The organism is Clavibacter capsici (genome assembly GCF_001280205.1).
GTDB lineage: Bacteria > Actinomycetota > Actinomycetes > Actinomycetales > Microbacteriaceae > Clavibacter > Clavibacter capsici.
In genome coordinates this window covers 255,579-267,667 of record NZ_CP012573.1, presented here as the reverse complement: position 1 = coordinate 267,667, position 12,089 = coordinate 255,579, and the positions used below count along the sequence as shown (strand labels likewise).

Annotated in this window: 15 protein-coding genes; 12 read left to right on the top strand and 3 right to left on the bottom strand. The window is 74.7% G+C overall.

Translation table 11 applies throughout. From position 1 onward, the window contains the following. The first annotated feature begins 44 nt into the window (after positions 1-44). Positions 45-599 (top strand): TetR/AcrR family transcriptional regulator, encoded by a 555-nt coding sequence (locus AES38_RS01330; protein WP_174775877.1) that lies wholly within the window; start codon positions 45-47, stop codon positions 597-599. A 22-nt stretch (positions 600-621) separates the two neighbouring features. Here AES38_RS01330 and AES38_RS01325 read toward each other — a convergent pair whose 3' ends face one another. The 3 genes from AES38_RS01325 to AES38_RS01315 form a co-directional block, all read right to left on the bottom strand. Then, positions 622-921: a hypothetical protein gene (locus AES38_RS01325; RefSeq protein ID WP_053773457.1), complete on the bottom strand. Its 300-nt coding sequence runs from the start codon at positions 919-921 to the stop codon at positions 622-624. Positions 922-996: 75 nt separating this feature from the next. Next, positions 997-2,091 (bottom strand): spore photoproduct lyase family protein, encoded by a 1,095-nt coding sequence (locus tag AES38_RS01320; protein ID WP_174775876.1) that lies wholly within the window; start codon positions 2,089-2,091, stop codon positions 997-999. Between the two features lie 77 nt (positions 2,092-2,168). Beyond that, the gene (locus AES38_RS01315) at positions 2,169-3,047 is read right to left on the bottom strand and encodes a poly(ethylene terephthalate) hydrolase family protein (RefSeq protein ID WP_244629202.1); all 879 of its coding nucleotides are present in this window, start codon (positions 3,045-3,047) and stop codon (positions 2,169-2,171) included. A gap of 172 nt (positions 3,048-3,219) precedes the next feature. On the opposite strand from AES38_RS01315, the gene AES38_RS01310 reads away from it, so the two are divergent. The 11 genes from AES38_RS01310 (at position 3,220) to AES38_RS01260 (ending at position 12,069) form a co-directional block, all read left to right on the top strand. After that, positions 3,220-3,798, top strand: coding sequence for a TetR/AcrR family transcriptional regulator (locus tag AES38_RS01310; RefSeq protein WP_053773455.1), 579 nt, complete (start codon positions 3,220-3,222; stop codon positions 3,796-3,798). A 176-nt stretch (positions 3,799-3,974) separates the two neighbouring features. After that, positions 3,975-4,916 carry a ferritin-like domain-containing protein gene (locus AES38_RS01305; RefSeq protein WP_053773454.1) on the top strand — a complete coding sequence of 314 codons (942 nt, stop codon included), beginning with the start codon at positions 3,975-3,977 and terminating at the stop codon, positions 4,914-4,916. Positions 4,917-5,077: 161 nt separating this feature from the next. Then, positions 5,078-6,187, top strand: coding sequence for a helix-turn-helix transcriptional regulator (locus AES38_RS01300; protein ID WP_053775597.1), 1,110 nt, complete (start codon positions 5,078-5,080; stop codon positions 6,185-6,187). A gap of 193 nt (positions 6,188-6,380) precedes the next feature. Beyond that, positions 6,381-6,824, top strand: coding sequence for an Asp23/Gls24 family envelope stress response protein (locus AES38_RS01295; RefSeq protein WP_053773453.1), 444 nt, complete (start codon positions 6,381-6,383; stop codon positions 6,822-6,824). Further along, on the top strand, positions 6,821-7,009 hold the full coding sequence (locus AES38_RS01290) for a DUF2273 domain-containing protein (RefSeq protein ID WP_053773452.1): 189 nt from the start codon (positions 6,821-6,823) through the stop codon (positions 7,007-7,009). The genes AES38_RS01295 and AES38_RS01290 overlap by 4 nt, the downstream gene beginning before the upstream one ends. Continuing rightward, positions 7,006-7,380 carry a hypothetical protein gene (locus AES38_RS01285; RefSeq protein ID WP_053773451.1) on the top strand — a complete coding sequence of 125 codons (375 nt, stop codon included), beginning with the start codon at positions 7,006-7,008 and terminating at the stop codon, positions 7,378-7,380. Before AES38_RS01290 ends, AES38_RS01285 begins: the two co-directional genes overlap by 4 nt. Beyond that, positions 7,377-7,952: a DUF6286 domain-containing protein gene (locus AES38_RS01280; protein WP_053773450.1), complete on the top strand. Its 576-nt coding sequence runs from the start codon at positions 7,377-7,379 to the stop codon at positions 7,950-7,952. Before AES38_RS01285 ends, AES38_RS01280 begins: the two co-directional genes overlap by 4 nt. Continuing rightward, positions 7,952-8,557 (top strand): hypothetical protein, encoded by a 606-nt coding sequence (locus tag AES38_RS01275; RefSeq protein ID WP_053773449.1) that lies wholly within the window; start codon positions 7,952-7,954, stop codon positions 8,555-8,557. The genes AES38_RS01280 and AES38_RS01275 overlap by 1 nt, the downstream gene beginning before the upstream one ends. A gap of 92 nt (positions 8,558-8,649) precedes the next feature. Further along, entirely contained in the window at positions 8,650-9,102 is a 453-nt protein-coding gene (locus AES38_RS01270) for a phage holin family protein (protein ID WP_053773448.1), read from the top strand. Between the two features lie 221 nt (positions 9,103-9,323). Beyond that, positions 9,324-10,550: a glycoside hydrolase domain-containing protein gene (locus AES38_RS01265; protein WP_053773447.1), complete on the top strand. Its 1,227-nt coding sequence runs from the start codon at positions 9,324-9,326 to the stop codon at positions 10,548-10,550. Positions 10,551-10,644: 94 nt separating this feature from the next. After that, positions 10,645-12,069 carry a serine hydrolase gene (locus AES38_RS01260; RefSeq protein WP_081001815.1) on the top strand — a complete coding sequence of 475 codons (1,425 nt, stop codon included), beginning with the start codon at positions 10,645-10,647 and terminating at the stop codon, positions 12,067-12,069. The last annotated feature ends 20 nt before the right edge of the window (positions 12,070-12,089 follow it).

Below are 12,089 nucleotides of genomic sequence, written 5' to 3'. Positions count from 1 at the left end.
TACGTATGTAGAGGACATTACGCTGGCAGAGGATCGGGGTGGGCATGGGACGACGCGAGGAGCTCGCAGACGCGGGCGTGCGGCTGGTCGCCCGGAGCGGCATCCGCGCCCTCACGCACCGCGCGGTGGACGTCGAGGCCGGCGTGCCCGCGGGATCCACGAGCTACTACGCACGCAGCCGCCGCGAGCTGACCGGGCTCGTCGTGGCGCGGATCACCGAGCAGCTCGAGGAGGACCTGCGCGGGCTCGACGTGCCGCCGGTCCTCGACGACGCGGCGGCCGTCTCGGTGGCGCGGGCGATGCTCGACCGGCTCGCCGCACGCGCCGACGCGCAGGCCGTGCGGCTCGCGCTCCTGTCCGAGCTGCGCGACGAACCCGATCTCCGCGCCCCGCTCACCTCCGCCGCGCCCGTGCGGGCCGCGCTCGTCGACACGGCGACGGGGATCCTCCGGGCGATCGGCGTGCGGGATCCCGCGACGCACGCCGTGGACCTCGTGGGCCTCGTCGACGCGCTGCTCCTCTACGACGTGGCCGACGCGGCTCCGCTCGACGCGACGCGCGTGCTCACCGCCTACCTCGCGGGCCTGCCGCGCCGCTGACCCGCCGTCGGCGGTCGACGCGTCACGGTCGCGAGGTGCCCTCGTCGCCCGCTGTCGCGCCGTCGGCGGCGGGCTCACCATCCGCCTCCTCGCGCGCAACCCGGGCGCGCATGCGCCGGGCCGTGAGGCCCGCGAGGAGCGTGACGATGCCGACGAGCAGCATCCCGCCGGCGAGCACCGCGAACGGCGTGCCTCGGTGACCCACCCGGCCGGGGTCGACCAGCGTCTGCGCGGTCGCGATGAGGCCGAACACGAGGAAGAAGATGCCGCCCCCGATCGCCCCACCCGGCGACGTGATCTCCTTCGCGAACCTGGTGAGCATGTCCTGTCCCTCCTCGCGCGCGACCGATGACCGCCTCCTGCCCATCCTGGCGTCGGCATCCCGCCGCGACCTCCCTCAGAAGGCGTAGCGGATGCGGCAGTACGGCATGATGCGGCGCACCAGCGCCGTGAACTCGGCCACCGCGTCGCCCTTGAGGCCGCGGCGGTAGCGCACGTTGATCGCGCCGTTCTCCGAGACCTTGCGCTCCTGCATGCCCGGCTGCCAGATGAGCTCCTCGGCCTTCGGGTGCCAGCCCATGTTCACCTCGTGGAGCTGCTCGTTGTGCGTGAGCAGGATGACCTCGGCCGCGAGCTGGGCCTTGGTGGCGGGCGCCAGGGTGTCGTCGAGCGTGCGGAGGAGCTCCTCCCACTCGGCGCGCCAGCCGGGAGTGAGGATGACGGGCGAGAAGTTGAGGTGCACCTCGTAGCCGGCCGCCACGAAGTCGTCGATGGCGGCGATGCGGTCCGGGATGGGCGACGTGCGGATGTCGGTGACGCGGGCGACGGCCTCCGGCATGAGCGAGAAGCGCACCCGCGTGCGGCCCATCGGATCCCAGTCGAGCATGTCGCGGTTGACGTGCTTGGTGGCGAACGACGCCTTGGCGGTGGGCGACATGCGGAACAGCTCCACGAGGTCGCGGACGTTCTCGCTCACGCGCGCGTCGGCCGAGCAGTCGCTGTTCTCGCCGATGTCGTAGACCCACGCCTCGGGATCGCACTGGTTCGGCTCGGCCTTCGGCCCCTGCTTCGCGATGTGCCGGGCGACGTGGCGCTGGATCTGCTCGATGTTCGCGAACACCGTGATGGGGTTGCTGTAGCCCTTCCGCCGGGGCACGTAGCAGTAGGCGCACGCCATGGCGCAGCCGTTGGCGGTGGACGGCGCGATGAAGTCGGCCGAGCGCCCGTTGGGCCGCGTGACGAGCGACTTCTTCACGCCCACGACGAGCGCCTCGGTCTTGATGCGCACCCAGCGCGCGACGTTCGCCTCGTCGCCGTGGACCTCCGGGATCTGCCAGTGCGAGGCCACCTCGACGATGGTCGCGTCCGGCCAGGCCCCCACGATCTCCTGCCCGCGCGGCAGCTCGAGCGCGGCGGGCTCCGCGTAGATGCGCGTGATGTCGAGCAGCGCGCGCCGCGGCCGCGGGTCGGCGACGGGTGCGGGGGTGGTCACGGATCCGTTCTACCGGCCACCCCCGACACCGCCGTCGGGCGAGCGAGCGAGCGCCGCCCGCCCGACGGCCACCCCGCTCAGCAGGTGCTGCGGTACTCGCTGATCTGGAGGCTCACCGCGGGCGCCGGGCAGATGAACCGCTCGTAGCGGGTGTCCGCGTCGACGTGGCGCTTCAGCCAGGCGATGCTGGCGCTCGCGATGGTGGTGTTCGAGATGTTCGGCGCGAAGTGGCTCGCCCCGCGCAGCTCCAGGTACGCCTTCTCCGAGGCCTGCGTCAGCGACTCGTAGAAGGGCTCCGCGTGGCGGGCGACCGGTGCCACGCTGTCGTCCTCCGCGCCGATCACGAGCGTGGGCGCGACGACCTCGGGCCACGTCTTGTCGAGGTTGTACGGCGTCATCGGGATGACCGCGCGGATCGCGGGGTCGTCCTTGGCCGCCTGCAGGGAGCCGCCGCCGCCCATGGAGTGGCCCATGACCGCGAGCCGGGAGCCGTCGACGCGCCCGCGCACCGAGCTCTCGTCGACCACGTACGCGAGCGCCGCGCGGAGCTGGTCGCCGCGGGAGCTCGGCTGGTCGGAGGTGGTGATCGTGTCGATGGTGAAGACGACGAAGCCCTGCGACGCGAGGCGCGGGCCGAGCCAGGCGATGCTCGACTCGCGGGCCGTGTAGCCGGGCGCGATGGCGACCACCCCGAACGTCCCCGCGCTCGTGGTGGTCGGGTAGTGGATCGTGCCGCCGCCGAAGCCGCGGGCCGCGAACCGCGACACCGACGTCTCGGCGACGGCGAAGGAGCCCCGCGTGGCCTCGATGCTCGCGGTGCTGGGCTCGGGCCCGCGCTCGTACGGGTTGACCGCCGCCGCCTGGGCGGGAGCGGCGAGGCCGAGGGCGGCCCCCGCCGCCACCAGCATCGTCGCCGTGGTCATGAGCAGGCCCCTCCGGCCGCTCCTCGTCGTCATGGTCGTCATCGTGTCCCCCCGGACAGCTCATGCGCCCGCCCGATCCCCGGGAACACGCTCCCGGGCCCCCGCGGGCGCGTCGTGCCGAGGACGCTACATTTGCTCTACCAGTTGGTCAAGCAAACATCTCGGCGGCGCCCCCGGGGCCGTCGGGCAGGAGGGCACGAGCGGCATGGGCGAGGACGCGATCGACGGACGACGGGCACGCTACGCCCACCGGCGCGGGGAGCTGCTCCGGGCGGCGACCGAGCACGTCCTCGACCACGGCCTCGACGACCTGACCCTCCGCGGCATCGCCGAGGGGGTGGGGGTGAGCCACGCCACGCTGGTGCACCACTTCGCGACCCGCGACGCGCTCATCACCGAGATCGTCGAGATCGTGCTCGCCGAGACCTTCTCGTCCCCCGACCTGGTCGACGGGGCCGACGACCCGCTGCGCGCGCTGTGGGCGCGGGCCACGGATCCCGAGGGCCGCCGGCACGTCCGGCTCTTCGTCGCGATCACCGGCCGCAGCCTCCACGGCGACCCGCCCTTCGCGAGCGCGGTGGCGCGCTCCGTCCGCGACCGCACGGTCCTCATCGCCCGGGCGCTCGAGACCGCGGGACGTCCGCCCGTGGAGGCGCAGGCCGCGGCCACCGTGATCCTCGGCACGATGCGCGGCCTCATGGTCGACCTGCTCCTCACCGGGGACCGCGAGCGGATCGAGGCGGCCTTCGCCGCGTTCGCCGCGGGGCAGGCGCGCGCCGGCTGATCCCGCCGGATCACCCCCGGACGCGGGGCCGGGTCCGGATACCGGTAGCCCGTGAGCGAATCCCCGTAGGCGCGGGGGCGCGAGGGCATTGCGCACGCGAGGACGCGGGCGGATCGTGAGCCGAGCGGATGCTCATGGACGAGCCATGCGCACCGCCGAGACCTCCGGAGCGTCACATGTTCGACAGGAAGTTCATCAGCCAGGCCATCGACAGGAGCGCGCAGTCGCCGCTCGACCGCCGCCGCTTCTTCAGCGCGGCCGGCGTCGCCGGGCTCGGGGTCGGCGCCGCCGCCCTGATCCCCGCGACCGGAGCCCAGGCCGCCGACGCGCAGGCCGAGGCCGACGCGGGCGCCGTCACCGACGCCGCCGTCCTCAACTTCGCGCTCAACCTCGAGTACCTCGAGGCCGAGTTCTACCTCCGCGCCGTGACCGGCAACGGCCTCGTGCCGAACGACATCTCCGGCGTCGGCACCCCCGGCGCCGTGACCGGCGGCCGCGCCGTCCAGTTCAAGGACTACGCGATCCGCCAGTACGCGTACGAGATCGCCCAGGACGAGAAGGCCCACGTCAAGTTCCTCCGCTCGGCGCTCGGCTCCGCGAAGGTCGCGCGCCCCGCGATCGACCTCGACGCCGCGTTCTCCGCCGCCGCCACCGCGGCCGGCCTGATCAAGCCCGGCCAGACCTTCGACGCGTTCGCCAACCAGGAGAACTTCCTGCTGGCCTCCTTCATCTTCGAGGACGTGGGAGTCACCGCCTACAAGGGCGCCGCGCCCCTCATCACGAACAAGACCTACCTCGAGGCGGCCGCCGGCATCCTCGCGGTCGAGGCCTACCACGCGGGCATCATCCGCTCGCAGCTGTTCGCCCGCGGCCTGGCGGAGCCCGCCAACGCGATCTCGAACGCCCGCGACTCGCTCGACGGCCCGACCGACCTCGACCAGGGCATCACGGTCTCCGGCGGCGCGAACCTCGTGCCGACCGACGCCAACGCGATCGCCTTCAGCCGGACCCCCGGCCAGGTCCTCAACATCGTGTACCTGAACGACAAGGCCGTGACGAAGGGCGGGTTCTACCCGAACGGCGTCAACGGCTCGGTCAACACGAGCGCCGCGAACTAGCGGCGCGGGCGGGCCGGGGCGCCGCGGAGGCGCCCCGGCCGTCGCCCCCTCACCCGCGCGGCCGGACGCATGTCGTGGACCGCGAGCGTGACGAACGCCCCTCCGCGCACGTCCACTCCATGACACGCGACCGGATCCCGGTCGCGCAGGACGGAGGATCCATGAGCACCGCTCCCGCGCCCGACGCACGCCGCCGCGAGGCGTCCCCGTTGCACGCGCTCCCCGCGCTCCCCGCGACGGACCGCGCCGAGTCCCGTGCGGACGCCGACGCCGTCTCCGATGCGGCCGCCCCCGGCGCGGGCCTCCCCGACGCCCGCGGCTCCGCCTCCCCCGCGCTCCGCCGCGGCCACATGTCCGGGACCGACCTCGACGAGGCCGTCGCGCGCTACGCCGCGCTCTACCCGGGCAGCGACTTCCACGCCGCCCCGGGCGCGCGGGACTTCTCGTACCGCTACTCCTTCGTCGGCGACGCGAACGTGACCCTGCGCTCCTCCGCCTTCCTCGCCGAGCACTGGGGCCGCCTGCCCGCGCTGCCGGACTACGTCGTCGTCTGGTGGCGCGAGGGATCCGGCGCGGTCGACCTCGGGTCGCACGAGGTGCGCTCGAGCGGATCCCGCCCGTTCCTCCTGCCCTCCGGGCGCGCGTTCGACTTCCGCTTCCAGGCCGGCGTGCAGAACCTCGTGCAGGTCCACGCGGCGTTCCTCGAGGAGACCGCGGCGGAGGCGCACGGGGGCCGCTCCCGTCCGCTCGTCTTCGACCACACGCGTCCGCCGGCGCCCGAGCGGTCGTCCGCCTGGCGACGGGCCGTCGGCGAGGCGAGCCCGGCGCTGCAGGACGTCGCGTCGAGCCCGCTGCTCCGGATGCAGGCCGGCCTCCTCGTCGCGCGCGCGACGCTCGAGCTGTTCCCGTGGCACGACGTGCCCTTCAGCGCGGAGATGCGCGCGCCCCGCATGAGCGCCGTCCGCACCGCCATCGAGTACATGCACCATCACGCGGACCAGCCGATCACCCCGGCCGACGCGGCCCGCGCCGCGGGCATCAGCACGCGCGTGCTGCAGCTCGCCGTGCGCCGCCACGAGGACACGACGCCGAGCGCCCTGCTCCGCGGGATCCGGCTCGACCGCGTGCGCGACGAGCTGCGCGACGCGTCGCCCACCTCGACCACCGTGCGCGCCGTCGCCGAGCAGTGGGGCTTCGGTCACCTCGGGCGGTTCGCCGCGTCGTACGAGGAGCGCTTCGGCGAGCTGCCGAGCGCGACGCTGCGTCGCTGACGCGGCCCGGACCCTGTCCGCTCCCGCCCCGCGCCGTGTCCCGCAGGCGAAGGGACGACCGCCCTCTCTGGGATTCGCCTGAACGGCGTGCCGAACCGCTCCGCCGATGCGTCTCATGGACGAAGGCGGATCGGGAGGCACCATCCGATCCGCACCACGCAGCACCGCCCATCCACCACGAGAGAGAGATCCCATGTCGAGCATCACCCCCACGTCCGCGTCCACCGGCGTCACCGGCACGAGCACCAGCACCGCGGGCGGCAAGAACACCATCGCCGACGGCGTGATCGAGAAGGTCGCCGGCATCGCGGCCCGCCAGGTCCCCGGCGTCCACGACCTCGGCAACGGCGCCGCGCGTGCCGTGGGCGCGATCCGCAACGTCATCGGCCAGCAGGACCGCGGCCAGGGCATCTCCGTCGAGGTCGGCGAGACCCAGGTCGCCGTCGACGTCACCCTCATCGCCGAGTACCCCGTCGACCTGCAGCAGGTCGCCGACGACGTGCGCCAGGCCATCGCCGACGCCATCGACCAGGTCGTCGGCATGGAGGTCACCGAGGTCAACGTCACGATCACCGACGTGAACCTCCCCTCCGAGAAGTCGTCCGACGACGACGCGGCCGAGAAGCGCGTCCAGTGAGCCCCACGACCACGGGCCTCCTCGTCGGGGCGGTCCTCGCGCTCTCCGGCCTCGCCTTCGGGTTCGGCGGCTTCCTGCTCGTCCTGATCTTCATGGCCGTCGGCTTCGGCGTCGGTCGCGTGCTCGAGGGCAAGCTGGACATCCGCGGCCTCGCCGACGCCCTCCGCGGGCGTCGGTCGTCGTGACCGCGGAGGTGTCGGCCCCCGGGAGGACCGGGAACGCATCCGGATCCGCTCGGGGCCGCACCACGATCACGTCGCGCGCGGTGCGCCGGGTCGTCTCGGCCGTCACGGCGGACGCCCTCGAGGTGCCCGCGCACGACGTCGCCGTCACGCTGACGGACGACCACGGGAAGCTCGCCGTCGAGGCGCGCACGCCCATCCGCATCCCCGCCCTCGCGGCACGCCCCGACGCGGGCGGCACGCTCGTCGAGCGGCTCGTCGCGGCGCAGACCGAGGTCCGCGACCGCGTGCTCGACCTCACGGGGTCCACCGTGGGCCGCGTCGACCTGCGGATCACGGGCGCCCGCATCCAGGAACGGAGGAGGGTCTCATGAGCACGGACAGCACCTACCGCCGCCTCGTGCGACGCGAGACGCACTCGTCGCGCTCGGGCATCGCCGTCACGCTCGCCGTGATCCTCATCCTGGTGCTCGCCTGGCTCGGCACGGAGGCGGTCCTCCAGGCCGTCGGCGCCGCGCCGCTCCTGGTGGCGCCCTCGGACGCGGTCACGGCCGCGCTCGACGCGGTCTCCGCGCCGGCCGGCTGGCTGGTCGCGGCGGGCGTCGTCGCGGCGCTCGTGGGCCTCGTGCTCGTGGTCGTCGGGCTGAAGCCCGGCCGTCGCGGTCGCCGCGGCGCCTCGTCCGCCCGCACCGCCGCGGTGGTCGACGACCGGGTCATCGCCCGGTCGCTCGCCCGCACCGCGAGCTACGCGGGCGGCGTGTCGCCCGAGCAGGTCGACGTGTCCGTCGCGCACCGCACCGCGCTCGTCCGCCTCACGCCCACGTCGGGCCGCGCGACGGACGTCCACGCGGTCGAGGAGGCCGTGCGCGCCGAGCTCGCCGGATACGACTACGCCCCCGCGCTCACCGCCAAGGTGACGCTCGCCCAGGAAGGGAAGGTCGGCTGATGACCAGCACCAACCGCGCGCTCAACCGCCTGCTCGTGATCGTGGTCGGGCTCGTCCTGCTGGTGGCCGGCGCCGCCGTCGCGCTGGGCGCCGCCCTGCCGGACGTGCGGTCCACCGTGTCGGGCGCCGCATCCGACGCCCGGGGTCCCGTCGACGACGCGCTCTCGGGCGACCAGCCGTGGATCCTCTGGGTCGTCGCGGCCGCCGCGCTCGTCCTGATCCTGGTGCTGGCGTGGTTCGCGCTCCGCCAGGGCCACGGCCGCACCGGCACGCTGCTGCGCCGCGCCCCCGGCGACGGCGCGGGCTCGCCCACCGGCGGATCGCTCGTCATCGACGCCAAGGTCGCCGAGCAGATGCTGGAGGAGGCCCTCGGGCACGACTCCTCCATCGTCTCGATCGACGTCAGCGCGTTCGAGGTCAAGCGCTCCACGGTGCTCCGGATCACGGCGGTCGCCCGCCGCGGCGTCTCGCCGATGCAGGTCCGCCGCACGGTCGACGAGGCCGTGGCGCGCTGGGACGCGGTGCTCGGCACCGAGGTCCCGGTCGTCATCCAGATCACCGGAGGGCTCCGCTCGAGCATGTCGAGCGGCACCCGCCTGGCCTGATCCGCCCGAGCGCCCCGGCCGGATCCCCGCGATCCGGCCGGGGCGCTCGTCCGCCCGCACGCCCTTCCGCCCCACGAGAGAAGAGACGCACCATGACCGACGACGACACCACCTCCCGCGGCGGCTGGTTCGGGGGATCCTTCGCCCAGAAGGCCGTCGACCCGCTGCTCCGCGCGGTGCGCGCCGAGATCGACTCGGCCAAGCGCGAGATCGGCGAGCGCGCCCGGTCCGCCCGGACGGGCGCGATCCTGCTCGGCGCGGGCGTCGCGCTCGCGCTCGTGTCGCTGGGCCTCCTGGCCGCCCTGGTCGTCGCGCTCCTGCTGCTCGCGCTGCCGCTGTGGGCCGCGCTGCTGATCACGCTGGCGCTGTTCGCCGTCGCGACCGCGGTCGTCGTGCGGGTCGGCCTCGCCCGGCTCTCGCGCGGCGTGCCGCCCGTGCCGTCGGACACGCTGCACCACGCGCGCGACCGGATCCGGCCGGGCGATCGGGGCACGGACCGCGACGGATCCGCCGGGCCGACGGGCCCCACCCCCGACGCCGGCTGAGGCCCCGGCCGCCCCGACCGCCCCGTGGACGCCGCCCGCCCCTGTGGACGCGCGGCGTCCACGCAGGCGGGCCTCGCCTATGGTGACCGTTCACGCCCGCTCGGCCCGGCGGCACCACGCGTCGCCATCAGGCCCACGGACAACCGCAGACCGCCGTCCCCGGACGACCGTGCCGCCCTGCGGACCGGTCCGCCCGGAGGACCGGCATGGGAGGCACACCGATGAACCTGTCCCGACGCTCCGTCCTGGGCGGCGCCCTCGCCGCCGTCCCCGTGGCCCTGGTCGCCGCAGGGCCCGCGCACGCCGACGAGGCCGCGCCCACCGCACCCCCCGCCACCGGCGCCGCGCTCGCGTCCACCGGCCGCGCCGTCGTCCGCGACATCCAGCAGAAGCTCGCCGCGCGCTACGGCACGCGCGCCGGCTTCCCCGCCGTCACCACCGACGGCCTGTGGACCGGCGACGCGCACAAGGCGTTCATCCACGCGCTGCAGCTCGAGATCGGCATCGCCGAGGAGACCGCGAACGGCGTCTTCGGCCCGCTCACGCGCGCTGCGCTGCAGAAGCAGCCGACCCTCGTCGTCGGATCCGCCGACACCACCGGCTACCTCGGCCACCTGCTCCAGGCGTCGCTCGTGGTCATGAGCACGTGGGACGGCCCCGTCGACGGCCGCTTCTCCTCCGAGCAGGGCAAGCGGCTCTCGCAGTTCCAGCGCACCGTCGCCCTCCCCGAGACGGGGATCGGCGACTACCGCACCTGGGCGGCGCTCCTCGCCAGCAACGGCGACCCCACGCGTCCCGGCAAGGCGGTCGACGGCATCACCGTCATCAACGCCGCCCGCGCGAAGACGCTCCGCGACGCGGGATACACGGTCGTCGGCCGCTACCTCACGAACTCCGACCGGCCGGACGCGCTCGAGAAGAGGATCCAGGACGGCGAGCTGCAGGCCATCTTCGCCGGCGGCCTCAAGGTGTTCCCGATCTTCCAGGAGGGCGGCACCGACAGCACGTACTTCTCGTACGACCTCGGGGTGCGCGCCGCGGGACGCGCGGACGACGCGGCACGCCGCCTCGGCTTCCTGCCCGGCACGCCCATCTACTACGCGATCGACTTCGACGCGACGCCCACCGAGGTCGAGACGTACCTCCAGCCGTACTTCCGCGGCATCCACGCCGAGCTCAAGCGCCGCGGCAGCGCGTACCGGGTGGGCGTCTACGCCGGCCGCCGGATCTGCGCCAACCTCGCGGCCGCGCACCTCACCGAGCTCAGCTACGTGGCCGACATGTCCACCGGCTGGGGCGCCAACCTCGGCGCGAGGATCCCCGAGAACTGGGCCTTCGACCAGATCCTCGAGCACAGCGTCGGCGAGGGCGACCAGGCCTTCGACGTGGACACCAACGTGGTGTCCGGCCGCGACCCGGGCCAGAGCCGGGTCGAGCCGCGCGGCTGATCCCGCCCTCGAAGCCAGGCGACCCACGGGGCCGTCCGGACGATTCCCCCTCCTGGGGGACGCCCGGGCGGCCCCGTTCCGCTTGTGTGGGGGCATGGCCCCGACACCGCACCGAGCGCCCCGTCCGTCCCGTCCCGCCCGTGCCGCGATCGCCCTCGCGGTCGCCGCCGTGACCGCCCTCGCGACCGCGTGCTCCGCGGCGCCGGCCGATCGGGCGGGCGCCGCCAGCGCGCCCGTCGCGGAACCGGTCGTGCTGCCGACGTCGCCCGTCGGCCAGCAGGCGCAGTGGCTCCTCGACGTGGTGAACGCGGAGGACGCCGTCCCCGTGCAGGAGACCGGCGAGCGCCTGGCGCAGGCGATGCTCGACGCGATGCCCGCGGAGGACCTCGTCACCGTGCTCGAGCAGGTGCGCGCCGGACGGCCGTGGACCGCGACCGCGCACGAGGAGCAGGGCGCGCAGTCGGTGACGACGATCGCGAGCGCGGACGCGGGCACCTTCGACATGCAGGTCGCCGTCGACGACGCGGGCCTCATCACGGGCCTGTTCTTCGGCGAGCCCGAGGGCGACCGGGAGCCCGCGACCAGCTGGGACGAGCTCGAGGAGCAGGCCGCGGCGCTCGGCGGCGACGTGTCGCTCACGGTCACGCGGGTCCAGGGCGGGGAGCTGGGCGAGCGGGTCCTCGAGGTGCTGCCCGACGGCGTCGCGGCGACCGAGGCGCGGCCCATCGGATCCATCGTGAAGCTGTACGTGCTCGGCGCGCTCGTGCGGGCGGTCGAGGAGGGCCGCATCGGCTGGGACGACCCGCTCACCGTCACCGACGACGTGCGCAGCCTGCCCTCCGGCGAGCTGCAGGACGCCCCGACCGGCACCGTCGTGAGCGTGCGCGAGGCGGCCGGGAAGATGATCTCGATCAGCGACAACACGGCCACCGACATGGTCATCGAGGCCGTGGGGCGGGAGCGCGTGGAGGCGGCGCTCGCGGACCTCGGCCACTCGGATCCGCCGCGGAACGTGCCGCTCCCGACCACGCGCGACCTCTTCCGCGTCGGCTGGCAGGACGACGGCGCCCTCCGCGCCCGCTGGGCCGACGGCGACGCGGCCGAGCGCCGCGCGCTCCTCGACGGGCTGCCCGGCGGCGCGCTCGACGTCCCCGTCACCGCGGTCACGGACGTGGTGTGGACCGACGGCGTCGACTGGTTCGCGACGCCCGACGACATCGCCCGCGCCCACGTGCGCCTCGCCGAGCTGGCGGCGACGCCGGCCGGGGAGCCCGTGCGCGGGATCCTGTCGACGAACCCCGGCCTGCCCGACCCGGGCCGCTTCGACCACGTCGCGTTCAAGGGCGGCAGCTCGGTGGGCACGCTCGCGCTCTCCTACCTCGTGGAGGACGGGGACGACGCGTGGACCGTGGTGGTGCAGGCGGCGGCGCGCGAGGCCTCCGGGCTCGAGCGCCAGTCGGCGTACGCGGGCCTGGCCGCCGACGCCGCGACGCTGCTGGCGGACGGCGCGCGTGGTTGACTCCGGGTGCGGCGGGGGCC